23 protein-coding genes are annotated in these 26009 nt (G+C 66.3%); 14 read left to right on the top strand and 9 right to left on the bottom strand.

Features of this window, described 5'->3' with window-relative positions; translation table 11 throughout:
- Positions 1-108 precede the first annotated feature (108 nt).
- Both CS1BSM3_RS23065 and CS1BSM3_RS23070 read left to right on the top strand, forming a co-directional pair.
- Positions 109-456, top strand: coding sequence for an ArsR/SmtB family transcription factor (locus CS1BSM3_RS23065; RefSeq protein ID WP_072391457.1), 348 nt, complete (start codon positions 109-111; stop codon positions 454-456).
- Positions 453-944, top strand: a complete 492-nt coding sequence (locus CS1BSM3_RS23070; RefSeq protein ID WP_072391460.1) for an SRPBCC domain-containing protein — start codon at positions 453-455, stop codon at positions 942-944. The genes CS1BSM3_RS23065 and CS1BSM3_RS23070 overlap by 4 nt, the downstream gene beginning before the upstream one ends.
- Positions 945-968: 24 nt before the next feature.
- Here CS1BSM3_RS23070 and CS1BSM3_RS23075 read toward each other — a convergent pair whose 3' ends face one another.
- From CS1BSM3_RS23075 to CS1BSM3_RS23095, 5 genes are read right to left on the bottom strand one after another with little or no spacing between them, the layout of a single operon-like run.
- Positions 969-1673, bottom strand: a complete 705-nt coding sequence (locus CS1BSM3_RS23075; RefSeq protein WP_072391471.1) for an aquaporin — start codon at positions 1671-1673, stop codon at positions 969-971.
- Positions 1674-1678: 5 nt separating this feature from the next.
- A complete protein-coding gene (locus tag CS1BSM3_RS23080) occupies positions 1679-2200 on the bottom strand; it encodes an arsenate reductase ArsC (RefSeq protein WP_072391474.1) in 522 nt (173 codons plus the stop codon).
- Complete coding sequence (locus tag CS1BSM3_RS23085) at positions 2197-2553, bottom strand: ArsR/SmtB family transcription factor (RefSeq protein ID WP_072391477.1); 357 nt, start codon at positions 2551-2553, stop codon at positions 2197-2199. Before CS1BSM3_RS23085 ends, CS1BSM3_RS23080 begins: the two co-directional genes overlap by 4 nt.
- 42 nt (positions 2554-2595) lie before the next feature.
- A complete protein-coding gene (locus CS1BSM3_RS23090) occupies positions 2596-3447 on the bottom strand; it encodes an MBL fold metallo-hydrolase (RefSeq protein ID WP_072391480.1) in 852 nt (283 codons plus the stop codon).
- Positions 3448-3503: 56 nt separating this feature from the next.
- The gene (locus tag CS1BSM3_RS23095; RefSeq protein ID WP_072391483.1) at positions 3504-4175 is read right to left on the bottom strand and encodes an HAD family hydrolase; all 672 of its coding nucleotides are present in this window, start codon (positions 4173-4175) and stop codon (positions 3504-3506) included.
- Positions 4176-4409: 234 nt separating this feature from the next.
- Between CS1BSM3_RS23095 and fabD the strand changes: the two genes are divergently transcribed.
- The 11 genes from fabD to trxA all read left to right on the top strand — a co-directional run bounded on the left by fabD (position 4410) and on the right by trxA (position 20576).
- Positions 4410-5357 carry an ACP S-malonyltransferase gene (fabD, locus tag CS1BSM3_RS23100; protein WP_072391486.1) on the top strand — a complete coding sequence of 316 codons (948 nt, stop codon included), beginning with the start codon at positions 4410-4412 and terminating at the stop codon, positions 5355-5357.
- Positions 5358-5368: 11 nt separating this feature from the next.
- The gene (gene fabG / locus CS1BSM3_RS23105; RefSeq protein WP_072391489.1) at positions 5369-6115 is read left to right on the top strand and encodes a 3-oxoacyl-[acyl-carrier-protein] reductase; all 747 of its coding nucleotides are present in this window, start codon (positions 5369-5371) and stop codon (positions 6113-6115) included.
- Positions 6116-6380: 265 nt separating this feature from the next.
- A complete protein-coding gene (locus CS1BSM3_RS23110) occupies positions 6381-6626 on the top strand; it encodes an acyl carrier protein (RefSeq protein ID WP_072391492.1) in 246 nt (81 codons plus the stop codon).
- Between the two features lie 197 nt (positions 6627-6823).
- Positions 6824-8089, top strand: a complete 1266-nt coding sequence (gene fabF / locus CS1BSM3_RS23115) for a beta-ketoacyl-ACP synthase II (RefSeq protein ID WP_072391495.1) — start codon at positions 6824-6826, stop codon at positions 8087-8089.
- A 245-nt stretch (positions 8090-8334) separates the two neighbouring features.
- Positions 8335-9630, top strand: coding sequence for an endolytic transglycosylase MltG (gene mltG, locus CS1BSM3_RS23120; RefSeq protein WP_072391497.1), 1296 nt, complete (start codon positions 8335-8337; stop codon positions 9628-9630).
- Between the two features lie 251 nt (positions 9631-9881).
- Positions 9882-10802, top strand: coding sequence for an MBL fold metallo-hydrolase (locus tag CS1BSM3_RS23125; RefSeq protein WP_174263758.1), 921 nt, complete (start codon positions 9882-9884; stop codon positions 10800-10802).
- A gap of 77 nt (positions 10803-10879) precedes the next feature.
- Positions 10880-12640 (top strand): DUF262 domain-containing protein, encoded by a 1761-nt coding sequence (locus tag CS1BSM3_RS23130; RefSeq protein WP_072391500.1) that lies wholly within the window; start codon positions 10880-10882, stop codon positions 12638-12640.
- A 67-nt stretch (positions 12641-12707) separates the two neighbouring features.
- Positions 12708-13433 carry a nucleotidyltransferase family protein gene (locus CS1BSM3_RS23135; RefSeq protein ID WP_072391503.1) on the top strand — a complete coding sequence of 242 codons (726 nt, stop codon included), beginning with the start codon at positions 12708-12710 and terminating at the stop codon, positions 13431-13433.
- Positions 13423-16587, top strand: coding sequence for a double-strand break repair protein AddB (addB, locus tag CS1BSM3_RS23140; protein WP_072391506.1), 3165 nt, complete (start codon positions 13423-13425; stop codon positions 16585-16587). Before CS1BSM3_RS23135 ends, addB begins: the two co-directional genes overlap by 11 nt.
- Complete coding sequence (gene addA / locus CS1BSM3_RS23145) at positions 16584-20144, top strand: double-strand break repair helicase AddA (protein WP_072391509.1); 3561 nt, start codon at positions 16584-16586, stop codon at positions 20142-20144. The genes addB and addA overlap by 4 nt, the downstream gene beginning before the upstream one ends.
- 111 nt (positions 20145-20255) lie before the next feature.
- Entirely contained in the window at positions 20256-20576 is a 321-nt protein-coding gene (gene trxA, locus CS1BSM3_RS23150) for a thioredoxin (RefSeq protein ID WP_072391512.1), read from the top strand.
- 99 nt (positions 20577-20675) lie between these two features.
- Here trxA and CS1BSM3_RS23155 read toward each other — a convergent pair whose 3' ends face one another.
- The 4 genes from CS1BSM3_RS23155 to CS1BSM3_RS23170 all read right to left on the bottom strand — a co-directional run bounded on the left by CS1BSM3_RS23155 (position 20676) and on the right by CS1BSM3_RS23170 (position 23993).
- Positions 20676-21491 (bottom strand): DUF1194 domain-containing protein, encoded by an 816-nt coding sequence (locus tag CS1BSM3_RS23155; protein WP_174263759.1) that lies wholly within the window; start codon positions 21489-21491, stop codon positions 20676-20678.
- Between the two features lie 132 nt (positions 21492-21623).
- Entirely contained in the window at positions 21624-22157 is a 534-nt protein-coding gene (locus CS1BSM3_RS23160) for an AraC family transcriptional regulator (protein ID WP_174263760.1), read from the bottom strand.
- Positions 22158-22261: 104 nt separating this feature from the next.
- Entirely contained in the window at positions 22262-23089 is an 828-nt protein-coding gene (locus CS1BSM3_RS23165; protein ID WP_072391521.1) for a nitroreductase family protein, read from the bottom strand.
- 4 nt (positions 23090-23093) lie between these two features.
- Positions 23094-23993 (bottom strand): uracil-DNA glycosylase, encoded by a 900-nt coding sequence (locus CS1BSM3_RS23170; protein WP_244540592.1) that lies wholly within the window; start codon positions 23991-23993, stop codon positions 23094-23096.
- Positions 23994-24141: 148 nt separating this feature from the next.
- Here CS1BSM3_RS23170 and CS1BSM3_RS23175 point away from each other — a divergent pair, with 148 nt between their 5' ends.
- On the top strand, positions 24142-25824 hold the full coding sequence (locus tag CS1BSM3_RS23175; protein ID WP_072391527.1) for an electron transfer flavoprotein-ubiquinone oxidoreductase: 1683 nt from the start codon (positions 24142-24144) through the stop codon (positions 25822-25824).
- Positions 25825-26009 lie beyond the last annotated feature (185 nt).

The following is a 26009-nucleotide window of genomic DNA, read 5'->3' on the forward strand; positions in this document are numbered from 1 at the left end:
ACGAGTGGCTTGTAGCGACCGCTGCTCGCACGAGGCCTTCGCGCCATTTTGGCCCCTGCCCCGCCGCAGGCCTGCAAGCCTCGCTCGCCCGGCTTGACAGGTGACTAAATGGTCACCTATAGTCCAATCGTGACAGACGACGACCTCGTATTCAAAGCGCTTGCTGATCCGACGCGTCGTATCCTCCTGGACCTGCTCTTTCAGCGCGATGGCCGCACGCTGAAAGATCTCGAATCCGGGCTGGAAATGACCCGCTTCGGCGTCATGAAGCATTTGAAAATTCTGGAGGATGCCGGTCTCGTCGTCACACGCCGGTCAGGCCGCGAGAAACTCCATTTTCTCAATCCGGTCCCAATTCGGATGATCCATGACCGGTGGATCGACAAATATCGCGAACGGGAAGTCTCGGCGCTCATCGCGCTGAAGGCCGAACTGGAGGAAAAGGATCGATCATGACGGACAAAACCAAGGTGGTGCAGGTCTACAAGATCGTCATCAAAGCGAGCGCTCAGGCCATCTGGGACGCGATCACCAAGCCCGAATGGACCGACCGATACGCGTACGGCGGTCGCGCTTCGTATGAGCTCAAGAAAGGTGGCAAGTATCATCATGCCGCCAGCGCGGAAATGAAGTCCTTCGGCCTTCCTGACCACATCATCGTCGGCGAGGTCATCGAGAGCGATCCGCCGCGCAAGCTCGTGCAGACGTGGCACCCGCAGTTTTCGGCCGAAATGATCGCTGAGCCGCCCTCACGCCTCACCTACGAGATTTTCGAGAGCCCGAGCGGTGTCTGCACCGTCGTGATGACGCATGACGTGACGGATGCACCGCTGGTCGCCGGCATGGTCCCTGGGAACAACAATCCGGTGGAGAGTGGTGGTGGCGGCTGGCCGTGGGTGCTCAGCGATCTCAAGACGCTGCTCGAAACCGGCAAGCGCATGTGAGAACAGCGCATCGGCAGCAGCCGCTTAGACAGTGGCTGCCGCTCCTGGCTCGGGCACTTTCCGATGCTGCTCCGCCAGCAGCCACCTGCAAACGTAGAGCGCCATGACGGCGCCGACCATCTGAGCGGCAACAAAAGGCGGCACGTCCGCCGGGCGTATACCGGCAAACGTGTCGGAAAGAGCGCGGGCGATCGTCACCGCAGGATTGGCGAACGAGGTCGATGCCGTGAACCAGTAAGCCGCGGTGATGTAAAGACCGACGGAAGTTGCGACAGAGACGCGGCTCGCGCGCAGTGTCAGCAGAATGGTTGCCACCAATCCGAAAGCCGCCAACCATTCGGCGAACCACTGTGCCGGCCCGGTGCGCACGTTCGTGGCGATCTGCAGCAGGCTCTGCTCGAACATGACATGGGCAGAAAGAACGCCGACAAGGCCACCCGCGATCTGCGCGATGACATAGCGGACCGCTTCGGACGCCCGGATCTCCCTTCTGAGCGCGAAGACCGCAGTAACGGCAGGATTGAAGTGAGCACCCGAGATCGGCCCGAGCATGGTGATGAGCACCACGAGGATGGCGCCCGTCGCGATCGTGTTGGCGAGCAGTGCAAGCGCCACGTTTCCTGCAGCGAGTCGAGCCCCCATGATGCCGGAGCCGATAACGGTCGCGAGCAGGAAAGCCGTCCCGAAAAACTCAGCGCCGAGACGCTGCGCTAGAGAGGGAGAAGACATCAGAGCTAAACCTCTTCGCGTGCAGACGCGCCTTTCGTGCGCCCGATGTCGTCCAGACGCTGCTGCAACGAGAGGCGGTCGAGTGACGTGATCGGCAGGCTCGCGAAGATGCTGCAGCGCTGATGCAGCATACGATGCGTATCGCTGAAGGCGAGGCGCCTCTCGGCTTCCGTCCCTTCGACACGCGACGGATCGGCAAGGCCCCAGTGCGCCGACATCGGCTGACCGGGCCACACTGGGCAGACCTCGTCGGCCGCATCGTCGCAAACCGTGATCACGAAATCGAGTTTCGGCGCGCCTGACTGAGCGAATTCCTCCCAGGACTTCGACCGCAGGCCGCTCGGGTCGTAGTTGAGCTGGCGCGCGAGGTCGAGAGCATAGGGATGCACACGGCCGCTAGGATGGCTGCCGGCGCTGTAGGCCCTGAACTTGCCGGAGCCGACGCGGTTCATCACGCATTCCGCAATGATCGACCGAGCGGAATTGTGCGTGCACAGGAAGAGCACATTGAAAGGCCGATCAATCATCTCAGTGCTCCCTTCTTGACGCTGCAAACCGTCGATGCGGCAACGAACGCCTCGCCGCAGAACTCAGGCCGACCCTGGCAGCAATCCTCGGTCAGATACGTCAGCAACCTGCGCATGCCCTCGACATCGACGGCATAGCGGATGAAGCGGCCGTGGCGGCTCGCACGCAGGAGGCCGGCGCGGTCGAGCTCCTTCAGGTGAAAGGACAGGTTCGTGGCACTGATGCCGACCTTCTCGGCGATGTCGCCCGCCGTTAAGCCGGACGGACCCTGCTTCACGAGCAGCCGAAAGACACGTAGCCGGTGCTCGTGCGCAAGCGCCGCCAGCGCTGCAACTATGCCTGCGTCGTCCATACAAACATTATTTCAATATTCCTTGAAATATTCAAGTGAGAGTTACACGACGAGCTTGAAGGCCTCGCCATCGCGCACGACATGGCCCGCAGTCGGGCCCGCAAAGTGCGTGCCGATCATGAGCACGGGCTCGCCGGCAAGCTCAGCGAGAATGCGCCGGCGCGTCGCTTCGCCGGCCTTCTTGTCATAGTCGGCGGACGAGGCCCACTCCGGGTGCGCAAACTGACAGGGATGGTGCGCGAAATCGCCGGTGATCATGGCGCGCTTGCCCTTGGAGCTGATCAGCACGCTCGCGTGCCCCGGCGAGTGGCCCGTGCTCGGCATGAGGCGGATCTCGGGGCAGATCTGGTGGTCGAGCTCGACGAGATCGGCGAGGCCCAGATCGAAAATGGGCTTCACGCTGTCGGCAATGACGGGATGCTGGTCGGGCCGCGCTGTCTGCGTGGTCCAGTGCTCGTACTCGATGCGGCCGAAGAGATAGCGCGCCTTCGGGAAGGTCGGCACCCATTTGCCGTCCACGAGCCGCGTGTTCCAGCCCACATGATCCACATGCAGGTGCGTGCAGAGCACCGTGTCGATCGTCTCTGGCGCAAAGCCTGCGGCCGTGAGGTCCTCGAGGAAAGGGCCGCTGCGGTCATTCCACGTCGGAATGCGGCGGTCCTTCTTGTCATTGCCAAGGCAGGTATCGACGATGATGCGCCGGCCCGGTGCCTCAACCAACAGCGCGTGGATGCTCATCTTGAGGCGGCCGTTCTCGTCGGCGAAGTGCGGAATGAGCCACGAGATGGGACGGATAGCTTCGGGCGTCGCGTCCGGCAGGATGAAACGGCTGCCGCCTGTCGTCTCGATCTCGACGATCTTCGTGACGGTCACGTCGCCGATCTGCCATTTCATGCGCGCTTCCCCTGGAGTGTTTGCCGGAGCTTAGCCCGGCGCCACCGCAGATGCACCTAGAGGCGCACCGAGAGAAAGTCCGCGACCTCGGGCCAGGTATCGAACACCTGCTCGGCACCCGCATCGCGCAACCGCTCGGCATGTCCTGCCCGAATATGCGCCCCCGCACACAAGCCCACCACGCACATACCCGCAGCCACGCCGGCCCGGACGCCATTCGGACTGTCCTCGACAACGAGGCAATGCTCCGGCGCCACGCCGATCCTGTCGGCCGCATAGAGGAAAATATCCGGATGGGGCTTGCCGCGCTCGACGAGATCGGCGCCGAAGACGGCGCCAGGAAAATGGGGCTCGAATGCCAGAACATCCAAGCAGAGCTGAAGCCGCTCGGCCGAGCTCGATGACGCAATGCAGCGCGGGAGCGCCGCGAACTTCGTGATGAAGTCCAGCGCGCCAGGCACGGGCTGCAGCGCATCGCGAAAGCGCGCGAGCGTCGCAAGCTTCAGCGCATCGAGAAAGTCCTGCGGCAAGCGCTGCCTGGTGCCTGCCTCGACCGCGGCCACCACTTCGCCCCAGCGTTTGCCCATGTAGCGCGCAATCGAGTCATCGAGCGTCGTCGGCAGCCCGAGCGATGATACGGCCTCCGCGAGCACGACGTTTGCCAGCACCTCGCTGTCGGCGATCACGCCGTCGAAGTCATAGATGACACCCTTAATCACCCTGGCCATAGCGCGTTCCCCCCGACCAACGTATCGCGAATGCGCCCGCTCCCGGCTTCGCGGCCGCGCATCCTATCCGCGTGACGCTCTCTTGACACCGCCTCGTCAGCCATGCCTTAAGGCCCCGGTGCGCAGAGCGCGCCCAGAAGCTCGCCAAACGGCGCCGGCGCGTTTTCACTTTATGTTCCGGTCTTGCCGGCCTCGGCCGCAGACCGGCGCCAACCCCAACCAGCGGACCCGAGCATGTCGAGAGCCTTTGTCTTTCCCGGCCAGGGCAGTCAGACCGTAGGTATGGCCAAGGAGCTTGCCGCCAACTTCCCGGCAGCGCGCGCGCTGCTCGACGAGGTGGACGAGGCGCTCGGCCAGAAGCTCTCTGCGCTCATGTTCGAGGGCCCGATCGAGACCCTGACGCTCACCGAGAACGCCCAGCCGGCACTCATGGCCGCATCCATGGCCGTCATGCGCGTGCTCGAGCGCGAGAAGGGTTTCGTGCTCATGGACCGCGTGAAATACGTCGCGGGCCATTCGCTCGGCGAGTATTCGGCGCTGGCGGCCGCGGGCGCGCTGTCGGTGGCCGATGCAGCGCGGCTCCTCAAGCTGCGCGGCCAGTCCATGCAGAAGGCCGTCCCGGTCGGCGTGGGTGCCATGTCGGCGCTGCTCGGTGTCGGCCTCGATGTCGCGCGCAAAATTGCGGCGGATGCCGCCCAGGGCGATGTCTGCGACGTCGCCAACGATAACGAGCCGACGCAGGTCGTGCTCTCGGGCCACAAGACAGCCATCGATCGCGTTCCCGAGGTCGGCAAGGCGCACGGCCTGCGCCGCGCGATCCCGCTTCCGGTTTCCGCGCCCTTCCATTGCAGCCTGCTGAAGCCCGCCGCCGATGCCATGGCCGAGGCCCTCGCCAAGGTCGATGTGAAGGCCCCGGTCGTTCCCGTCGTCGCCAACGTGCTCGCGGCGCCGATCAGTGATCCGGCCGAGATCCGCCAGCGCCTCGTCGAGCAGGTCACGGGCACCGTGCGCTGGCGCGAATGCGTGCTCGCCATGGCCGCTGCCGGCGTCACGGAGCTTTATGAAATCGGCACGGGCAAGGTCCTGAGCGGCCTCGCCGGCCGCATCGACAAATCTCTGAAGGCAACGCCGGTCGGCACGCCAGCCGATATCGAGGCGGTCGCCGCGCAACTGCTGAGTTGAGGGATACGATCATGTTCAATCTGACGGGCAAGACAGCGCTGGTGACCGGCGCGACGGGCGGCATCGGCGGCGCCATTGCCGAGGCGCTGCACGCCCAGGGCGCGACCGTGGTCCTTTCCGGCCGCCAGGCCGACAAGCTCGAGGCGCTGAAGGCCAAGCTCGGCGAGCGCGCGCTGGTTCAGCCCTGCGACCTCGCCAACAAGGAGCAGGTCGGGAAGCTGATCGATGACGCCATCAAGCTCGTCGGCGGCCGCCTGGACATTCTGGTCAACAACGCCGGCCTCACGCGCGACAATCTCTTCATGGTGATGAAGGACGAGCAGTGGGACGAGGTGATCGCAGTCAACCTCACCTCGACCTTCATGCTCATGCGGGCCGCGGCCCGGCATATGATGCGCTCACGGACGGGCTATGGCCGGATCATCAACATTTCATCCGTGTCCGGCATCATCGGCAATCCCGGCCAGGGCAACTATGCCGCCTCCAAGGCCGGCATGATCGGCATGACCAAATCGCTCGCGCGCGAGGTCGCCTCGCGTGGGGTTACGGCCAACTGCATTGCTCCGGGCTTCATCGAGACCGCCATGACTGCAGCACTGAACGAGAAGCAGATTGGCACCATCAAAGAGGCCATCCCGGCACAGAGCTTTGGCAAGCCCGAGGATATCGCGGCTGCGGCCGTTTACCTTGCCAGCGAAGAGGCTCGTTACATGACCGGACAAACCCTCCATATCAACGGCGGCATGGTCATGATCTGAACGTCCGTCCAGGCGTGCACAATGCCGCGTCGGGGGCTCGTCAGGGCAGCTAGCCAAGGGATTTGTTGTGTGTTAACGAGCCGAAAATTCGAGCCATTGGCGCTGGAGTTTGCATCGATTTCAAGCAACCTGTAGTGGGGAATCCCACGTCAGGGACGAATCGGTCGTAGCAAGTAACCGCCGCTGCCCCGTGGCAGCAGCATGAACAGGGTCGTCGGGGCCGCGTCGCGGTTCCCTGAGGTGACAGAGCGCGAGGGAAGTAGATATGAGCGACGTCGCAGAGCGCGTTAAGAAGATTGTCGTCGAGAACCTTGGCGTCGAAGGCGACAAGGTCGTCGAGACGGCGAGCTTCATCGACGATCTCGGTGCCGACAGCCTCGACATCGTCGAGCTGGTCATGGCGTTCGAGGAGGAGTTCGGCTGCGAGATTCCGGACGATGCCGCCGAGCAGATCCAGACCGTCGGCGACGCCGTGAAGTTTCTCGAGAAGAGCGCCGCCAGCACCGCCTGAGCGGGCTGCCGGCCTCGAGATGACTGATCGAGCTGCGTGCGCCGTCGGGGGGAACCGAGCCGGTGCCGCAGCTTTATCGGATCTCAAGAGTAACGTTGCGTATTTTGGGGGATGCCGCGGCACGCGCCGCCGGCATGCAACGGCAGGGGTGGTAACGCGAGGCGACCTTCCTGCCGGATAACCTGGACAGGTGTGGGATGAAGCGAGTCGTCGTCACGGGGCTCGGCCTCGTTACTCCTCTCGGATGCGGCGTCGAACATACGTGGTCGCGCCTGCTCGAAGGACGCAGCGGCGCGCGTCGCATCGCCGAGTTCGAGGTCGCGGATCTCGCAGCTCAGATCGCGGCCTTCGTTCCGCGCGGCGACGGCTCTGCCGGCACCTTCAATCCCGATCAGTGGATGGAGCCCAAGGAGCAGCGCAAGGTCGACGACTTCATCATCTATGCGATGGCGGCGGCCGATCAGGCGATTGCCGACTCCGGTTATGCAGCAAAGACAAAAGATCAGCAGGAGCGCACCGGCGTTCTGATCGGCTCCGGCATCGGCGGCCTCAATGGCATTGCCGAGACCTCGCTGTTGCTCAAGGAAAAGGGCCCGCGGCGCGTGAGCCCGTTCTTCATTCCGGGCCGCCTGATCAATCTCGCCTCGGGCTATGTCTCCATCAAACATGGCCTCAAGGGCCCGAACCACGCGGTCGTCACCGCCTGCTCGACGGGCGCGCACGCGATCGGCGATGCCGCACGGCTGATCGCGCTCGGCGATGCCGACGTGATGGTGGCGGGTGGTGCCGAGAGCCCGATCTGCCGCATTGCCATTGCCGGCTTCGCCGCCTGCCGCGCGCTCTCGACGAGCTTCAATGACGAGCCGACTAAGGCCTCGCGTCCTTACGACAAGGACCGCGACGGCTTCGTCATGGGTGAGGGCGCCGGCATCGTCGTGCTGGAGAGCCTCGAGCACGCCAAGGCACGCGGCGCACGCATCTACGCCGAGATCATCGGCTATGGCCTCTCGGGCGATGCCTACCACATCACGGCACCGGCCGAGGACGGCGATGGCGCCTATCGCTGCATGCGCGCCGCCCTCAACCGCGCCGGCATCACGGCCGACCAGATCGACTACGTGAACGCGCACGGCACCTCGACGCCCATGGGCGACGAGATCGAGCTCGGCGCCGTCGAGCGCCTCTTCGGCAACAGCGCCGGCAGCCTCGCCATGTCCTCCACGAAATCCGCAATCGGCCACCTGCTCGGCGCCGCCGGCTCGGTCGAGGCGATCTTCTCCGTCCTCGCCATGCGCGACAATATTGCCCCACCGACGCTCAACCTCGACAATCCCTCGGTTTCGACCCCGATCGACCTCGTTCCGCACACGCCGAAGAAGAAGCCGATCAATACCGTGCTTTCGAACTCGTTCGGCTTTGGCGGGACGAACGCCTCGCTCGTCATGAGGCGGCTCGACTCGTAGGTTTCCTTTTCCTTCGTCGGCGGCCCCGCGCAACCGACGAGCCGTATGCGATGCTGCACCTGTTGCATTCGTGTCCGCTCCGACCACTGTCGGCTCGATCATGCTCTCGCCTTCAGAATTGTGGCCTGCTTTGGCCATAATTCAGGATAGCTTTGAGGGACTGAGTACCTCGCCCTGAATGCCTGTCCCCAGCAATGGCAGCGGCCTGACGGCGCCGGTTCGCGCAGGAGAGAAGCAACCAGAGCATGAGGCAGGCCCTGCCAACTCTCGATACGACCCGCAAGCGCCTGAATGCCCTGCCGCGCAGCCCTGCGGAGGCGCTCGAGCCCGGCCGCGCGCCGCGGCCGCCCCGGCGCATTCGCGAGCGGCGCGAGGCGCGCCGCATGAACGGCTTCCTGCGCTTCATCAGCGGCATCATCACGTTCTGCTTCCTCGGCATGACGGTCGTCGCGGTCATCGCGCTCCTGCTGCGCACCAACTTCGATGCGCCCGGCCCGCTCACGCACTCGGCCGTCACCGTGATCCCGCGCGGCGAGGGTGTGCAGGAGATCGCCGCGCGCCTCGAGCGCGAGGGCATCGTGTCCGACCGCCGTCTCTTCGTCGCCCAGTATCTCTCGCAATCGCTCCACATCCGCCTCACCGGCGGCAAGGAGATCTCGCTCCAGGCTGGCGAGTTCGAGTTCCGCAAGCAAGCGAGCATGAAGGACGTGCTGGAGACGTTGGCGCAGGGCAAAGCCGTACTCTACCGGCTCTCGGTCCCCGAGGGCCTGACCAGCCAGCAGATCGTTGCCCGCCTCATGGCAGAAGAAAATCTCTCCGGCGAGATCACCGAGGTGCCGCCCGAAGGCTCGCTGCTTCCCGACACCTACCGCTTCTCGCGCGGCATGGCGCGCAGCGACATCCTCGAGCGCATGAAGGCCGACCAGAAGCGCTTTCTTGCCACCATCTGGGACAAGCGGCAGTCGGATCTGCCGTTCAAGACCATCGAGCAGGCCATCGTGCTCGCCTCGATCGTGGAGAAGGAAACCGGTCGGGCGGACGAACGCGAGCGCATTGCCGGCGTATTCGTGAACCGCCTCAAACGCGGCATGCGCCTGCAGTCCGATCCGACGATCATCTACGGCATTGCCGGTGGCCAGGGGACGCTCGGCCGCCCGATCACGCGCTCCGACATCGACACGCCGACACCGTACAACACCTATGCGATCACCGGCCTGCCACCGGGCCCCATTGCAAATCCCGGTCGCGCAGCTCTCGAGGCGACGCTCAATCCGGCCAAGACCAAGGACCTCTACTTCGTCGCCGACGGCACTGGTGGCCACAACTTCTCGGAGACCCTGCGCGACCACAACGCTGCCGTGCAGGTGTGGCGCCAGGTCGAGCGGGACATACGAGCACGGCAAGCAGCGGCGGCCAACCCGGCACCCGCGGCCCAAGCGGACAGCGATCCGAGCCCGACCTCGGCCCCTGCGGCGGCATCGGGCAACGCCGGGCGCGCGCCGTCCGACGTGCCGCTCCCGCAACGCAAGCCGAAACGCTGACGGCACATCGACGATCACAATTCCGACAGGGAACACTGTGTTTCTCAAGCGGGCGGGGACGTCACGGTTCTGATACGCTATTGTCACATCTGCCCTTGCGCGAGACGCGCAGGCGGTGCCGAAATGTGATGCGGATCGGCACCGCAAGCGAGACGGAGGACGGGCCAGGGCTGGTTCGGCGCGCGGCATCACTGCCGCGCGAGAGGGAGGCGAGAATGCGAGTTTGTTCCCACCCCACGCGGCGAGAGATCATGGCTGGGAGCCTGGCCGCTGCGCTCGCCACGTCTGTGGCCGGCGTGCCTTCGATCGCGCACGCGGCCGGCGGGGACGGCGTTCACAAGCTCGCGCTCGGCGATCTCCAGATCACCATCCTGTCCGACGGCGTTCTCAATGTCCCAACGCGGCTCCTCAATCGTGACATGAACTCGGCGACGATCGAGGCCGCGCTCGGTGAAGCGGGATCCGCGTCGGGGCAAGTGCAGTATGGCGTCAATATCGTGCTCGTCCGTTCGGGTTCCGAGCTCGTTCTCATCGACGCCGGTGCGGGCGGCACCTGGGAGCCGACGGCGGGCAAGCTCGCCGATCGTCTCGCGACTGCCGGCATCGACCCGGGCACCATCACCAAGGTCGTGATCACGCACGGCCATCCCGATCATCTCTGGGGCCTTGTCGACGAATTCGACGACAGTCCCCGATTTGCCAACGCTCAGCACATCATGCCGGCACCCGAGCTCGACTACTGGCGCAAAGTGAGCGTCGAGACCTTGCCCGAGCGGACGCAGGGCGTCGCCGCCGGGGCCAAGCGCGTCATCGCCACTGTCGGCGAGCGGCTCGCCGCTGCCGCGCCCGATGCCGAAATTCTGCCCGGCATCGCCTTTCTAGCGACGCCCGGCCATACGCCTGGACATTGCTCCGTTCGTATTTCGGGCGGCGCGCACGGCCTTATTGTCACTGCTGATACGCTTTTTCACCCGCACGTTTCTTTTGCTTATCCTGAATGGCAGCCGGCCGCCGACATGGATGGCGCGCAGGCTGTCGCCAGCCGGCGCCGCCTTCTCGACATGGCGGCCGCGGATGGGCTCCAGCTCGCCTCCTATCACCTCCCCTTTCCTGGTCTCGGGCGCGTGGAGCGGCGCGGTGCCGCGTACCGCTGGTTGAGTGCGCGCGCCTAGCGCGGCCCGCACTCCGCCAGCCCATTTCCGACACTCTGCATTCCCGCCGGCTGAATTGAGCAAAGTAATTGACCCCCATGACGTATGGACTTGATGCCCACGCAACGACCCTCGGCAAACTGCTCGGACCGCCGCACCTCTTCGACGTTCCAGCTTTCCAGCGTGCCTATTCCTGGACCACGGAAGAGGCCGGCCAGCTCATCGAGGATCTCCTTCTCGCCCTTGGCGAAGGCGACGCGCAGGCCTCGACCAGCGGCTACTTCCTCGGCCCCATTCTGCTGCTCGATGGCAGTTCGCCCAATGCGCAGGCTGGTGGCGCGCGCAGCTTCCAGATCATCGACGGCCAGCAGCGCCTCGCCACACTGACGGTGCTCGCCTGCGTGCTGCGCGACCTCGTGCGGCGCGACGGACATGCCCTGCCCGAGCTCGACCGCATGATCGGCGGCGGCAGCGAAGCGGGCGCCCCAACGCGATGCCGCCTCCAGATGCGCGGGTCGGCCCAGCACACGATGGCGACCTGCATCCAAGCCCCCGGGACTACCCTGGTCGAAGCCGCGCGCGAAAATCTCAGCGAGAGCGAGGCGCTCCTGCTCGCCGTGCGTGATCAATTCGTCGAGGCACTCGCCGATCGCGACACGGCAACACTCATGCGGCTCGCCGCTTTCCTTCACGACGCGTGCAGCGTCGTCGTCATCACCTCACGCGACGTCGACCGCGCCCATCGCACGTTCGCGGCGCTCAACAATCGCGGACGGCCTCTCGAGCGTTGCGACATCATCAACGCCGAGCTCATGGACAGCGTGACCGGCGACGAGCTCGCGCGCCTGCAACGCGATTGGGAAACCCTCGGCACGCGTCTCGGCGCGAGCCTCGAAATGCTCTTCAGCCACGTCAGGGCCGCCGTCGGCGACGTCCGCGCGCCCGTCATCGCCGAAATCCGCCGGCTTGCGACAGCCGCGGGGGGCGGCGCAAAGTTCATCGATACGGTCCTCATGCCGTTCGGCCATGCACTCGCCGACATCCAGGCGGCAGACCATCGCGGCAGCCCGGAGAGCGCCGAGATCAACCGCCGTCTGCGGCATCTTTCCTGGCTCCCGAGCACGGAATGGCTTCCGCCCCTGCTGCTGTGGTGGACCCGCCACCACGACGATGCTCACGCGCTCGCCGCCTTCCTCGCCCGGATCGACCGGCTGGGCTTCGGCATGCGCGTCCTGGGCCTCGGGGCCGACAAGCGCCAGTCGCGCATGCAGCAGCTCAGGACCACGATCGAGAGAGGCCACGCCCTGACGCTCGTCGGCGGCCCGCTCGATTTTTCCAGCGAGGAAATGCGGAACATCCGCCACAACCTGCGCGATCTGCATCGGCGCAGCCAGCTCACCTGCAAGCTCGTGCTCATGCGGCTCGAGAGCGAGCTTGCGGGCGATCCCGGCGCGCTGGATAGCGAGGGCCTCACGGTCGAGCACATTCTGCCGCAGAAGCCCGCGCGCACCAGCATGTGGCGCAACTGGTTCGCCGATCCCGAGGAGCGCGAGGCCTGCACGGGCTCGCTCGGCAACCTCGTCCTCGTCCCGCGCGCCCTCAACGAGCGGGCGCGCAACCAGGATTTCGAGCGCAAGCACGCGATCTTCTTCGCCGAGAACGCTCCGCCCCTCCCTCGCCTCACCGCGGAACTGCGCGACGTCAAAACGTGGAACGCGACGCAGATCCGCGCGCGCGAGGAACGCCTGCTGGCAATTCTCGATGCGATGTGGCACCTGAACGGTGCCGCTGGCGAGTCGGGAATGACAGCGGAAAGGGTGGGACTGCGCCGCCGCAAGAAAGCCCAGGCCGCCGAATAGCTGTCACGTGGCGCGGGAAGCAGGCTCAAGCCACGCGGTGCCCGCAAACGGGAGTGCTGTCGCCGCGATGGGGGTCACCCTGCAAACTGCCATGGTTCTCGCTGCCGGGCTCGGCACGCGCATGCGGCCGCTCAGCGAGAACGTGCCGAAACCGCTCGTGCCGGTCGCCGGCAAGCCCTTGATCGACCACGTTCTCGATCGACTTGCAGCAGCAGGCATCCGCCGCGCCGTCGTCAACGTGCATCACCTTGCCGATCAGCTCGTCGCGCATCTCGAAGCGCGGGCCTCTCCAGCGACGACGATCTCCGACGAGCGCGATCGCCTGCTCGATTCGGGCGGTGGCGTGCTGAAGGCGTTGCCGCTCCTCGGCCCCGGGTCCTTCCTGATCCACAATTGCGATGCGATCTGGACGGAGGGCGCGACCTCGAATCTGGCTAAACTGGCGGCCGCTTGGGACGAGGACGCCATGGACTGCCTGATGCTGCTCGCACCTGCCGAGACGAGCCTTGGCTATCACGGACGCGGCGACTTCGCGCTCGACGCGGCAGGACGCCTGCGCCGCCCCGAGCCACAGGAGCGCGTGCCCTTCGTCTTTGCCGGCGTTTCAGTTGCTCATCCACGCCTTTTCGATGGCGCGCCGGACGGACCCTTCTCGCTCAACCGGCCATGGGACGGGGCGATCGCGCGCGGACGCGCATTCGGCGTCGTCCTCGAGGGCCGCTGGATGCATGTCGGCGATCCTGCCGCGGTCACGGCCGCCGAAGGCTGGATCAACAGCCAGCATGAGCGCTGACACGAGGGAAGCGGGCACCGGTGCGGCCGCCCGCGTGTGGAGCATCAGCACGGGCCGGTCTTTTCTCGAGACGCTCGCGCGCGCCATCCTTTCCGGCGATCTCCCGCAGCCGGGCGGCGTGCCTCCCGACCGGCTCGCGCTTGCCGGCATGACCATCCTGCTGCCGACGCATCGCGCCGTGCGCGCCCTCCAGGAGGCCTTCCTGCGCGCTGCGAACGGCCGCGCTCTCCTGCTACCGCGCCTCGTGCCCATTGCCGAGACCGACGAGGACCAGGGCCTCATCACGAGCATGGCGGGCGCACAGAGCCCGCTCGCTGGCGAGTTCGTCCTTGGACCGGCCGTGGCCCCGCTCGAGCGCCAGCTCGCGCTCACGCACCTCGTGCTCGCCTGGTCCCAGCAGTTGCGTGATGCAGGCCAGAGCCCCGAAGGCATCTTGGCGCCGCTGGCCGCAGCCGGCGCGACCACACCTGCTCAGGCCGCGCATCTTGCCGCAGACCTCGCGCAGCTCATGGACATGATCGAGACAGAGGAGAAGTCACTCCACGGCCTCGCCACGCTGGTGCCCGAGGAGTACTCCGCGCACTGGCAGCAGACCATCACGTTTCTCGAGATCGTGACGAAGTTCTGGCCCGCGCATCTCGCCGAGCGCGGCCTGCTTTCTGGCGCGGCCCGGCGCAATCAGCTCATTCGCGCCGAAGCCGAACGACTGCGCCGCGCGCCGCCCGCCGAGCCTGTGATCGTCGCGGGTGTCACGGGCTCGGTGCCGGCAACGGTCGCGCTCATCCGCGCCGTCGCGCAGTTGCCGGCGGGCGCGATCGTGATCCCGGGCCTCGACCGCACGCTCGACGAGACGAGTTGGCGGGCGCTCGACCATCATCCTGAGCACCCGCAGCACGATCTCTACCGCCTGCTCGGCGCGTTGGAAGTTCCGCGCGAAGCCGTCCGCGAGGTCGCCGGCAAACCGGCGCCGGCGCGTGCCGCTGTCCGCACGGCCTTTCTCAGCGAGGTCATGCGCCCCGCGGGCGCGACCGAACTTTGGAAGGACTACGTCGCGCGCGCCGATCGGACCGAGCTCGGCGCCGCCCTCGACGGCATCAGCCGCATTGATGCGCCGAACTCGGCCGATGAAGCCGAAGTCATCGCGCTCATGATGCGCGAAGCGCTCGAGACGCCGGGGCGCACGGCCGCACTCGTCTCGCCGGATCGCCTGCTCGCGCGCCGCGTCGCGATCCGTCTCCAGAGCTGGGGCATCACGGTCGATGACTCGGCCGGCCGCCCGCTCGCGAAGACACCCCATGGCGCCTTTCTCGATCTCATTGCCCAGGCTGTCGCGACGCGCTTTGCGCCGGCGACCGTGATGGCTCTACTCAAGCATCCGCTGACACGCCTCGGGCTGCCCGTGCGCGACGTGCGCCGCGCCGCGCGCTTCGTGGAGCTCGCAGCGCTGCGCACCATCTACTTCGGCGACGGGCTCGACGGTATCGAGGCGAGCCTCGAGCGCGCCCAGCGCGAGACGGGCGACGGCAGCCGGCGCGAGCGCGCCGTCCGCCGCCTTTGGGATGCGGACTGGGTTGCTGCGCGTGAGCTGCTGCAGCGCTTCAGGACGGCCATGGCACCGCTGATGACGCTCGCCGCGGAGAGCGCCGCACGAGAGCTCCACGTGCTCGCTGCAGCCCACCGCGCGACGGCCGATGCACTCGCCGCCCCCGGTGATGAAACATCTCCCTCGCGTCTCTGGCAGGACGAGGACGGCGAGGAAGCGGACCGCCTCCTTGCGGCACTCGACGATCAAAATCTATGGGCGCCGAGCATCCCGCCTGCCGACTATGCCGAGTTCTATCGCGCACTCGCGGGCAATGTGACCGTGCGTCCGCGCGTCGCCGTACACCCGCGACTGTCGATCTGGGGCCCTTATGAAGCGCGCTTGCAGCAGCCTGATCTCGTCATTCTCGGCGCGCTCAACGAAGGCACGTGGCCGGCTGCGGCCGATCCTGGCGCCTGGCTCAACAGGCCCATGCGCGCAAGCCTCGGCCTGCCATCGCCGGAGGTAGCGATCGGGCGCGCAGCGCTCGACGTCACCGGCCTCATCGGCGCACGCGAGGTCGTGCTCACGCGCGCCAATCGCGTGGACGGGGCGCCGACGGTCCCCTCACGCTGGCTCATGCGCATTGAGGCCTTGCTCGGCGGCATGGGCCTTGGCGATGTACTGAAGCCCAAGCGGCCCTGGCTCGGCTGGGCGCGCGCGCGCGATGCCCGCATTGGCAAGGCCGAGCCGGTCCGGGCGCCCGAACCGCGCCCCGCACTCGCACTGCGGCCGCGCACGCTCAGTGCCTCGGCCATCGAACTCTGGATCAAGAATCCTTACGGCCTCTATGCCCGCCACATTCTGGCGCTCGAAGCCCTGAGCCCGCTTGGCGTCGCACCGGGCCCACGCGAGAAAGGCATCATCATTCACGAGGCGCTCTCGCGCTTCACGAAGCGCTTCTCTGCGAAGCTGCCGGACGACATTGCCGGCGAGCTGATGCGCGAGGCGGAAGCCGTGTTCAAGGAGTATGCCGCACATCCGCGCGTCGCGGCTTTCTGGCTGCCGCGCATCGCGCGCTTTGCCGAATGGTTTGCCGCAACGGAGCCCGCACGCCGCGATGGCGTCACGGGCATCGCGACGGAAGTTGCCGGCAGCCGCGTGCTCGAAGCACCGGGCGGGCCCTTCACGCTCACCGCGCGCGCCGACCGCATCGATCGCTCGTCCAGCGGTCTCATCATCACGGACTACAAGACCGGCACGCCGCCGAAGGACAAGGACGTCACGGACGGCACGGCGCCGCAGCTTCCTCTCGAAGCGGCCATCGCGCGCGCAAAAGGTTTCGCGGGCCTCGATACGGATACGATCGTCGCATTGCGCTACATCCGCGCGACGGGCGGCACGCCCGCCGGCAAAGAGCAGACCGTCAAGAGCGACGACGTTCACGCGCTCGCGGATTTCTGCATCGATCAGCTCGGCCAGCTCGTCCGCGCCTACGACAATCCGCAGCAGCCCTATAGAGCCGTGCGCCGCGCGCGCTTCGACTACCGCTACGACGACTTCGCGCATCTCGCGCGTGTCGCGGAGTGGAGCGGCGGCGACAACGGCGACGAGGGGGAGGCCGAGGAATGAGCCGCCCCGATCTCAAGTCGCTCCTCGCCGAGACCACGGCCGCACAGAACCGCGCAGCCAATCCGAGGGCCTCGGCCTGGGTGAGCGCCAATGCCGGCACGGGCAAGACGCACGTGCTCACCTCGCGCGTGCTGCGCCTGCTGCTGGATGGCACGAAGCCTCAGCACATACTCTGCCTCACGTTCACGAAGGCTGCCGCGACGGAGATGTCGACGCGCGTCTTCAAGCGCCTTGCCGAATGGGCGAGCGCGCCCGACGAGAAGTTGCAGAGAGCGCTCGATGAGCTGCTCGGCCGCTCACCCAACGCCGACGAGATCGAGCAGGCGCGCCAGCTTTTCGCGCTCGCCATCGAAACGCCCGGCGGTCTCAAAGTGCAGACCATCCATGCCTTCTGCGAGCGATTGCTCCAGCGCTTTCCGCTCGAAGCGAGCGTGCCGCCGGGCTTCACGGTCCTCGATGACGCGCACGCACGCACGCTCCTGCGCGAGGCAACCGACGCGACGCTCAGGAGAGCCTCGGAGGCACGTGGCGATCGTCAGCTCAATGCCGCGCTGCAGACGATCGTGGCGCACGCTGCCGACGATCGCTTCGATCAGATGCTCGGCGCGATGATCGCCAAGCGCGAGTGGCTCGATGCCGCGCGGCCGGATCTGTCCTCCGGCATAGCATCGTTCGCGGATGCCGAAGCGCGCTATCGAAGCGTCCTCGGTATTCGCAACGGCATCTCGCTCGAGCATGTGCTCGCCGCGATTGCGGCCCTCCTGCCGGATGACATTTGCGGTCGCACGATCACCGCGTTGAGCGGCGGCAGTGCCAATGACGTAAAGGCCGCAGACCGCCTCAAGGGTGCAGCCAATGGCGCGGATGACGCCGCGGCCGCAGCAGCCCTCGGCGCGTTCTTCCTCACGAGCGAGGGCGAGCCGCGCAAGTCGCTCATGACCAAGAAGACGGCCGCGCAGCACCCCGATCTCGACGCAGCACTCATCAAGGCACAGAACCGCTTCATCGCGCTCGACGAAGAACGCCGCGCACTGGAGACGCTCGAAATCTCGCTCGCGCTTCTCCGTCTCGCCGATGACGTTCGCACGGGCTATGCCACAGAGAAGGCGCGACGCGCCGCGCTCGACTACGACGATCTCATCACGAAAGCCGCCGCCCTCCTGAGCGGGGACACCGGCGGCGTTCCGCAGTGGGTGCACTTCAAGCTCGATGGCGGCCTCAGCCACATTCTCGTCGACGAGGCGCAGGACACGAGCCCCATGCAGTGGCGCGTCGTTGCCGGTCTCGCCGCGGATTTCTTCAGCGATTCCGCCGGCCACGGTGATGGCGTGCGCACGGTCTTCGCCGTCGGCGACGAGAAGCAGTCGATCTACGGCTTCCAGGGCGCGGCGCCGCACATGCTGGCCGAGGTCGGCAAACGCTTTGCCGAGGACGCGCGCGCGGTCGAACATCCCTGGCACAATGTGCCGCTAACACTTTCCTTCCGCTCGGCGCCGCCCGTGCTCGCCGCCGTGGATGCCGTCTTCGCTGATCCTGCGCACACCCCGGGCCTCATTTTCTCGGGCGACGCGATACGCCATCAGCCGCACCGCGAAGGCCACGCCGGCCTCGTCGAGATCTGGGAGCCGGAAGCGCCGACCGAGGCCGTCGATACAGACGCCTTTATGCCGCTCGATGAGCGCCCGGCCGCCTCGCCGGCGACGCGGCTCGCAGGACGCATTGCCGATCAGATCAGGCATTGGCTCGATACGGGCGAGCGCCTCGAGAGCCAGGATCGGCCGATCGAAGCGGGCGACATCCTCATTCTCGTGCGCCGTCGCGGGCTCCTCGCACCGGCGTTGATCGCAGCACTCAAGCAGCACGGCATTCCCGTCTCGGGCGCCGACCGTATGGCGCTGGAGCAGCAGATTGCCATCCAGGATCTCATGGCCGTCGCCGCCGTCGTCCTGCTGCCGGAGGACGATCTGGCCCTCGCGTCCGTACTGAAGAGCCCGCTGATCGGCCTCGGCGATGATGATCTCTTGCGCTTTGCCCCCCAGCGTAAAGGCTCGCTCTGGAGTGCGCTGCTCGCGGCAGCGGATGCGGGCGACGCGCGCCTCGCGGCAGCCGCCGAGATCATCAAGCAGTGGCGGCGCAGCGCCGACTTCCGCCCGCCCTTCGAGTTCTACGCCGAGCTGCTCGACGGCAGCGAAGGGGGACGCGCCAAGCTGATCGCGCGCCTCGGCCCTGAAGCCGCCGATGCGATCGACGAGTTCATGAACCTCGCGCTGCGTTATGACGAGGCCGAACCTCCCTCTTTGCAAGGATTTCTCGATCTGCTCGGGCAAAGCCGGCGCGAGATCAAGCGCGACCTGGAGCATGGCGGCAATCAGGTGCGCGTCATGACCGTGCACGGCGCCAAGGGGCTCGAAGCACCGGTCGTGTTCCTGCCGGACACATGCAGCACGGACACGGGCGCGGCTCGCGGCGGCATTGTCGAGCTCACGGATGCCATCAGCCGCGCAGGCGGCGCCAAGCCGGTCGTGTGGCCGGCCACAAAAGGATCCTTGCGCGTTGCAGCCATTGCCGACGCGCGAAACCAGGCCAGGTCGGCGGACGCCGAGGAGCGCAACCGCCTGCTCTATGTCGCGCTGACGCGCGCGCGCGATCGCCTCTATGTCTGCGGCTACGACGGCAAGAAGGCGAGGCCGGCGGACTGCTGGTACGAGCTCATCCGTGCCGGCCTCGCAGATCGCCTCGTCGAGTTGCGCGACGAAGAAGGGCGCACGATCTTGCGCATTGCCGCGCCGCAGCAGGTGCCACCCACGGCCCGCAAGAGCGAGCCGGGCCTCGATGCAGCCCCCGAGCCGCTCCCTGATTGGGCGCATCGCCGGGCACCGCGCGAGCCGGCACTTGCGATCCCCATTGCACCGTCACGGCTCGCGCCGCTCGACATCGACACGGACGGCGAGCCCGTCGAGCCGCCAGCCGCGCCGGCAGCTCGCTCCGCGCGCTCCGCCGGATCCGGTGCCATTGGTGGTGAGAACCGCTTCCTGCGCGGCACGCTCACGCACGCGCTCCTACAGTATCTGCCGACCTGCCCACCGCACGGCTGGTCGTGCGCCGCGCAATCCTTCCTGGAAATCCGGGGCCACGCACTTCCTGCACGCGTACGCGCGAGCATCATCAAGGAGACGCTTGCCGTTCTGCAGGCGCCGAATTTTGCCGCCGTATTCGGCCCGCGCTCGCGCGCCGAGGTGGCCATCGTCGCCGAGATCCCGCCGCCGGACGGCAAAGGCACGCCGCTCCGCATTGCCGGCCAGATTGACCGCCTCGTGGAGACGGACGGCGAGATTCTCATCGTGGACTACAAGACCAACCGGCCGCCTCCGCGAGATCTCGGCGAGGTGCCGACCGCCTACATTCATCAGCTCGCTGCCTATCGCATGGCTGTCCAGCGCATCTTCGGCGCCACAAAAATCCGCGCTGCTCTCCTATGGACAGACGGGCCGCAACTGATGGAGATTTCGGAGGGCATTCTTGAACGGGCACAAAGCGGCCTCTTCACGCCGAATTGAGGCCAACTTGACGCAGGACGATGCGATGCCTACCTAACGGCCAACGCGGCGATTCCGCCGCATCCCTCCCGTGCAGGCCTGCACGCGCTCATCCCTGAGGAGATCGCTGAAATGACTGCGTTCGTTACCGACGCAAACTTTGAAGACGAGGTCATCAAGTCAGCTGAGCCGGTCGTCGTCGATTTCTTCGCTGAGTGGTGCGGCCCGTGCAAGGCGATGGCGCCGGCACTCGATCAGGTTGCGCAGGAAATGGCGGGGAAAGTGAAAGTGGTGAAGGTCGATGTCGACCGCAACCCGCAGATCACCCAGCGCTACCGCATCCAGGCGATGCCGACGCTGCTCGTGTTCAAGGACGGCAAGGTCGCGGCTCAGCAGGTTGGCGCCCTCGTGCAGAAGCGCAAGCTCGAAGATTGGATCAACGCCTCGATCTGATCCGCCGAGCGACCATTCGAAATTAAAAAAAGCCCCGCGCCAGGCCGGCGCGGGGTTTTGCATTTCAGGAAGCTCGCGGGGCGGTAGCGCGCTCGGCCACTACTCGCGGAAGCGGCCGTCGATGTACATGCGCCAGAGCTTCTCACCGATCATGCAGTCGCTCCGCTCCTCGGGCACCGACATCTGCGTGGGGATGAGGCGAGGCTCCGCGGCATCCTCCGGCGAGAGATCGGCGATCTCCAGAATGAGCTTGCGGCGAATGGCGGGCGCGAACTCCGAGCGCGCGCGCACGGGAATGACGAAGCTACCGAACCCGCCGATCACACAGTCCGTGTAATACTTGTCGAGATTGTTGATATCGAAGAAGCCGGAGCGCTGGTTCGGCTTGAGGATGATCGGCAGGCCGTTGATGACGACCCCCTCCTTGACGGCCTTGTCGCGGGCTACCTCGACCGGTCCACCGGAGTTATTGGGCCCATCCCCGGACACATCGATGACCTTGCGTTTACCGACGAACCCCTGGGTGCCGAACTGGCGCGCCGAGAAGTCGATGGCCCCCGAAAGCGAGGTCATGCGCTCGCGCGAAATGGGCATTTTTTCGAGCCTGCTGGCGAACGTCTCGAGGGCTTCGGGACTGTCGATCAGCGTCCATGGCATGACGATCTGCTGGATGAGCTGTCCCGCCCACTCGACGTACATGAGGGCAATGCGCCCCTCGCCGCCGCTGCTGATCGCCTTCCATACTTCGGGGTCGCGCAGCGCGCTGATATAGCCCTCGCGCTGGAGCTGCTGCTCATCGAGGTCCATGGACCAGGAAACGTCCACCGCGAGCACGAGCTCGAGGTCCACAGCCTGCTGGGCTCGCGATGGCGCAGCCGTCCCAAAGGTCACCACCGCAGCGAGCAAGGCGACCATGCATGTCCGATATGCCCACATCGGACTATCGCATCATGAGGTCTGTTCACTGGCAAATCACGAATCGTTTTACGCACATGCACCAGATCACGCGGATGGCGTAGCGGTGCCTCGCGATCGCGCGCGACGCCCTCAGCTATCCAGCTCGAGTTCCTCGTCGCGGACGTGAAGGAGCTTGCGGGGATCGGGCTCGGTGCGGATCGGTACGCAGAGTTGGGTCAGCCATTCGTCCCGCGGCGTCTTGGCCGGATCATTGAGATAGATCTCCATGAGCGGTCGGGACGTGTCGATGCGCAGGTTCTCGGCCTCGGCCCACTGCGAGCACATGTAGCGAAAGCCATCGCTGATCTGATCGTAGCAGCCCTGGAGACAGCCCTGGGCATAGGCTCCCCCTGGCGTCACCTTGCGCACGATCCCGCATTCGGGGGCAGCGCTCAGGCCCGGCACGAGCTCGACGCAGGCGTCGTATCGGAGCGCCATCGGATCGGTCGAGCGCGCGTGGTCATGGATAACGCCGAAAGCGCGCGGCCCGAACTTGCGCAGATCTCGCGCATCGAGCCAGCCGAGTATCGCCCCCCAGGCCTCCTTCACCGACCGCTCGTACGGGCCAATAGCCCGATAGTGCAGCACCGGCGTGGGCCGCAAATACACAAATCGAATACGCACAATAGCCTCCACGGTGCGCGCGATCGGCGACGGACCCCAGCCCCACGCGCACGAATAGTTTTAGTACGAATTGATTTAATGCCGTTTAAATCAGTACGGAGACTTCATTTCAATTTGAAGCCCCGGGCATTAACGAACTGGCCGAAGTCCGCCCGCTCGGGCTCGGCGTACTGGCGGGCCTTATCCTCGGACCAACCATAAGATTCGCTCGTCCCGAAGCGGGCGACGTTGCGCTGCTGGCGGTAAGGAAAGACGCCGTTGCGGCGGCGGTCGTACGCCGAGATAATTTCGCGGGTGCTCTCGTTGTAGCGGTCACGATGAAGCGTGGCCGCCAAAGGCAGCCGCAAGCTGATGTACGACGGCCCCTGCGGCCAGCCGAAACCGAGCCCGGCAACCGGAAATACATGGTCGGGCAGGCCAAGCAGGTCGCTCACCTCCTGGGCATGGTTGCGGATCACACTCACTGGGCAGCAGCCGAGCCCTGCCACCTCGGCCGCCAGCACGAACGACGAGAGGACGATGCCTCCATCCACGGAGGCATTGAAAAAGGCATCCAGATGGTCGTTGGCAAACGGGATGCCTGTCCAGTTGTGGACCTGCCGCTGGCGGCGATTGTTGCCGAGGACGACGAGGAAGTGCGGCGCCTTCGGGATCCAGTCCTGATCGGCCAGCAGGGTATTGATGCGGTTCCTGATGGCAACGTCCTCTATGATCAGGATATCGCGCTGCTGGAGATCGCTTTTCGAGGGCGCGGCAAGCGCCAGCGCCGCAAGCGTGTCGATGAGCTCGCGCGGCACCGGCTCATCGCGAAAGCGCCGGCACACGCCGCGCGAGGCAAGGCCGCGCAGGAACTCCGAGGCCTCGAGCCGTGGATCCACCGAATGGGGGAAGTCGCCGTAACGGTGGTCGAGCGCTTCCTTGATGCTTCTCATGTGGTCATTTCCCCCGAGATCCGAGCAGTCGTTCCTGAATGGCCAGCAGGTCGCGCCACGCGAGCCGCTTGCCGATCGGCGTGCGCAGCAGGTAGGCCGGATGCAGCGTCGGCATGGCCGGCACCTTGCGTCCCGCAACCTCCAGCTCCCGCCAGCGTCCCCGTGCGCGCATGATGCCGCCTTCGATACCGAGCAGCGCCGTCGCCGCCGGCCCGCCGAGCGTCATGATGACGTCCGGAGCGACAAGCTCGATCTGACGCTCGAGAAAGGGGCGGCAAACCTGCACTTCCTGCGGTGTCGGCGTGCGATTGCCGGGCGGGCGCCAGTACACGACGTTGGTGATGTGCACGTCGTCCTCGCCGAGGCCGATCGCGGCAAGCATCTTGTCGAGGAGCTGGCCGGCACGGCCGACGAAGGGCTTCCCCGCCAGATCCTCTTCGCGCCCCGGGGCCTCGCCGACGATCATCAGGCGCGCATCCGGGCGCCCGCGATAGAAGCAGAGCGACTTCGCCGTGGCCTTGAGCGCACAGCCGTCGAAGCGCTCCAGCACGGCGCGCAACGCGTCGAGCGTCGCCGCCCCGCGCGCCGCCTGACGGGCCGAGAGGGCCGCAGCATCGGGCGGCGCGGTTGGAAAGCGGCGCGGCGCGGCGTCTCCGGCAGGAGACGCATCGAAGCGGCCCGGCGCCGGCGCTGACCTTTGGACGGCAGGGGCAGGGCGCGGCGAGGCAGCCGGCGGCTCGGCCTTCTGAGGCTCCACTTTCTGCAGTGCAAAAGCCTGGCCCGGCACTGCTCCCTCACGGGCGAGCCAGTCGGTGCCGCTCTCGTCGAGCGCACCGTCCACCCCCATCTCGCGCCACCACGCGAGCAGGGTCGCCATGCCAGGCCAGTCCTCCGCATCGATCATGGCCGGCACCATAGCGCCTAGGCCCCGCCTTGGCATCCCGCGCAGTGCGCATCCCCCTGCAAGGCGTGCTTGGTGCTTGACCATGATTGCGCCCCCGACCTATCGAACAGCGGACGAACACTGGAACGGATCGAAGGAAGAGCTGACGATGACCGACGAGCAGAGCGAGCTGCCGCCGCGCGAAGGCATGGAGTTCGACGTGGTGGTGGTGGGCGCAGGCCCGGCAGGTCTCGCAACGGCCATCCGCCTCCGCCAGCTCGCCGCCGAGCACGGGCAGGAGGTCTCCGTCGTCGTGCTCGAGAAGGGCTCGGAGGTAGGCGCGCACATCCTCTCGGGCGCGGTGATCGATCCCGTGGGCCTCAGCACCCTGATCCCGGACTGGAAGGAGAAGGGCGCGCCGCTCCACACGCAGGTCACGGAAGACCGCTTCATCTATCTCGGCCCGGCCGGCGAGATACGGCTGCCGAACTTGGGCATGCCGCCGCTGATGAACAACCACGGCAATTACATCGGCAGCCTCGGTAATCTCTGCCGCTGGCTCGGCGAGCAGGCCGCGGAGCTCGGCGTCGAGGTCTATCCGGGCTTTGCCGCCTCCGAAGTGCTCTACGACGAGGAGAACCGCGTCGTCGGTGTCGCCACCGGCGACATGGGCATCGGCCGCGACGGCAAGCCGACCGACAACTTCACGCGCGGCATGGAGCTGCGCGGCAAGTACACCGTCATCGCCGAGGGCGCGCGCGGCTCCCTCGCCAAGCAGCTCATTGCCCGCTTTGCCCTCGACGGCGACAGCGAGCCGCAGAAGTACGGCATCGGCCTCAAGGAGCTGTGGGAGGTTGCCCCCGAGAAGCACCAGCCGGGCCTCGTCCAGCACACCCTCGGCTGGCCGCTCGACGACGCGACCGGCGGCGGCTCGTTCCTCTATCACTACGGCGAGAACCTGGTGGCCGTCGGCTTCGTCGTCCACCTCAACTACCAGAACCCCTATCTCGCGCCCTTCGAGGAGTTCCAGCGCTTCAAGACGCACCCCGCGATCCGAGACGTGTTCGCAGGCGGCAAGCGCATTGCCTATGGCGCGCGCGCGATCACCGAAGGCGGCTGGCAGTCCATTCCGAAGCTGACGTTCCCCGGCGGCGTGCTCGTCGGCTGCTCGGCGGGCTTCGTGAACGTGCCCCGCATCAAGGGCTCGCACAACGCGATCCTCTCCGGCATCCACGCGGCCGAGGCCGCTTTCGAGGCGATCGTCGCGGGTCGCGCGCACGATCAGCTCACCACCTACGAGCGGGCCGTGCGCACTGGCCCCATTGCCAGGGACCTGAAGCCCGTCCGCAATGCGAAGCCGCTGCTTTCGCGCTTCGGCACGCGCATCGGCACGTTCCTCTCCGGCGCCGACATGTGGTTCAACACGATCATTCCCGGCATCGGTCTCGGCTACACGCTGAAGCACCGCAAACCCGACTACGCGACGCTGAAGCGCGCCTCGCAGGCGCAAAAGATCGAATACCCGCGCCCCGACGGCGTGCTGACCTTCGATCGGCTCACGAGCGTGTCGTTCTCCGCGACCAATCACGAGGAAAACCAGCCGATCCATTTGACGCTCAAGGATCCCTCGATCCCGATCGCGCACAATCTTCCCGAATACGCCGAGCCCGCGCAGCGCTACTGCCCGGCCGGCGTGTACGAGGTCGTCGAGGAAGCGGACGGCAAGAAGCGCTTCCAGATCAATGCGCAGAACTGCGTGCACTGCAAGACGTGCGACATCAAGGATCCGGCCCAGAACATCAACTGGGTGGTGCCCGAGGGCGGCGGCGGTCCGAACTATCCTGGGATGTAGTTTTTTCTGTTTGCCGCGGGCTGCCGGGAAGGGGTGCTGTCGCATTCTTCCGTCGTGCTATGCCCGCGGCGGAGGGCGCTCGCGTGTGACGCCCACTTCTCCTTCTCCCCGTGCTTACGCGGAGAAGGTTGGGATGAGGGGCGGGAACTTGCGCAACGTCAGCGTATGTCGCCGCCCCTCACCCT

The organism is Hyphomicrobium sp. CS1BSMeth3, assembly GCF_900117415.1.
Lineage (GTDB): Bacteria > Pseudomonadota > Alphaproteobacteria > Rhizobiales > Hyphomicrobiaceae.

Coding starts and splice junctions, on each gene's coding strand:
- fabG (WP_072391489.1), top strand. CDS start 5,369: ATGTTCAATCTGACGGGCAAGACAGCGCTGGTGACCGGCGCGACGGGC.
- CS1BSM3_RS23155 (WP_174263759.1), bottom strand. CDS start 21,491: ATGGTCGCCTTGCTCGCTGCGGTGGTGACCTTTGGGACGGCTGCGCCA.
- CS1BSM3_RS23075 (WP_072391471.1), bottom strand. CDS start 1,673: ATGTCTTCTCCCTCTCTAGCGCAGCGTCTCGGCGCTGAGTTTTTCGGG.
- CS1BSM3_RS23095 (WP_072391483.1), bottom strand. CDS start 4,175: ATGGCCAGGGTGATTAAGGGTGTCATCTATGACTTCGACGGCGTGATC.
- trxA (WP_072391512.1), top strand. CDS start 20,256: ATGACTGCGTTCGTTACCGACGCAAACTTTGAAGACGAGGTCATCAAG.
- addA (WP_072391509.1), top strand. CDS start 16,584: ATGAGCCGCCCCGATCTCAAGTCGCTCCTCGCCGAGACCACGGCCGCA.
- CS1BSM3_RS23130 (WP_072391500.1), top strand. CDS start 10,880: ATGACGTATGGACTTGATGCCCACGCAACGACCCTCGGCAAACTGCTC.
- mltG (WP_072391497.1), top strand. CDS start 8,335: ATGAGGCAGGCCCTGCCAACTCTCGATACGACCCGCAAGCGCCTGAAT.
- CS1BSM3_RS23065 (WP_072391457.1), top strand. CDS start 109: ATGGTCACCTATAGTCCAATCGTGACAGACGACGACCTCGTATTCAAA.
- CS1BSM3_RS23175 (WP_072391527.1), top strand. CDS start 24,142: ATGACCGACGAGCAGAGCGAGCTGCCGCCGCGCGAAGGCATGGAGTTC.
- CS1BSM3_RS23080 (WP_072391474.1), bottom strand. CDS start 2,200: ATGATTGATCGGCCTTTCAATGTGCTCTTCCTGTGCACGCACAATTCC.
- CS1BSM3_RS23110 (WP_072391492.1), top strand. CDS start 6,381: ATGAGCGACGTCGCAGAGCGCGTTAAGAAGATTGTCGTCGAGAACCTT.
- CS1BSM3_RS23090 (WP_072391480.1), bottom strand. CDS start 3,447: ATGAAATGGCAGATCGGCGACGTGACCGTCACGAAGATCGTCGAGATC.
- CS1BSM3_RS23135 (WP_072391503.1), top strand. CDS start 12,708: ATGGGGGTCACCCTGCAAACTGCCATGGTTCTCGCTGCCGGGCTCGGC.
- CS1BSM3_RS23085 (WP_072391477.1), bottom strand. CDS start 2,553: ATGGACGACGCAGGCATAGTTGCAGCGCTGGCGGCGCTTGCGCACGAG.
- CS1BSM3_RS23070 (WP_072391460.1), top strand. CDS start 453: ATGACGGACAAAACCAAGGTGGTGCAGGTCTACAAGATCGTCATCAAA.
- fabD (WP_072391486.1), top strand. CDS start 4,410: ATGTCGAGAGCCTTTGTCTTTCCCGGCCAGGGCAGTCAGACCGTAGGT.
- CS1BSM3_RS23165 (WP_072391521.1), bottom strand. CDS start 23,089: ATGAGAAGCATCAAGGAAGCGCTCGACCACCGTTACGGCGACTTCCCC.
- CS1BSM3_RS23170 (WP_244540592.1), bottom strand. CDS start 23,993: ATGATCGATGCGGAGGACTGGCCTGGCATGGCGACCCTGCTCGCGTGG.
- addB (WP_072391506.1), top strand. CDS start 13,423: ATGAGCGCTGACACGAGGGAAGCGGGCACCGGTGCGGCCGCCCGCGTG.
- CS1BSM3_RS23125 (WP_174263758.1), top strand. CDS start 9,882: ATGGCTGGGAGCCTGGCCGCTGCGCTCGCCACGTCTGTGGCCGGCGTG.
- fabF (WP_072391495.1), top strand. CDS start 6,824: ATGAAGCGAGTCGTCGTCACGGGGCTCGGCCTCGTTACTCCTCTCGGA.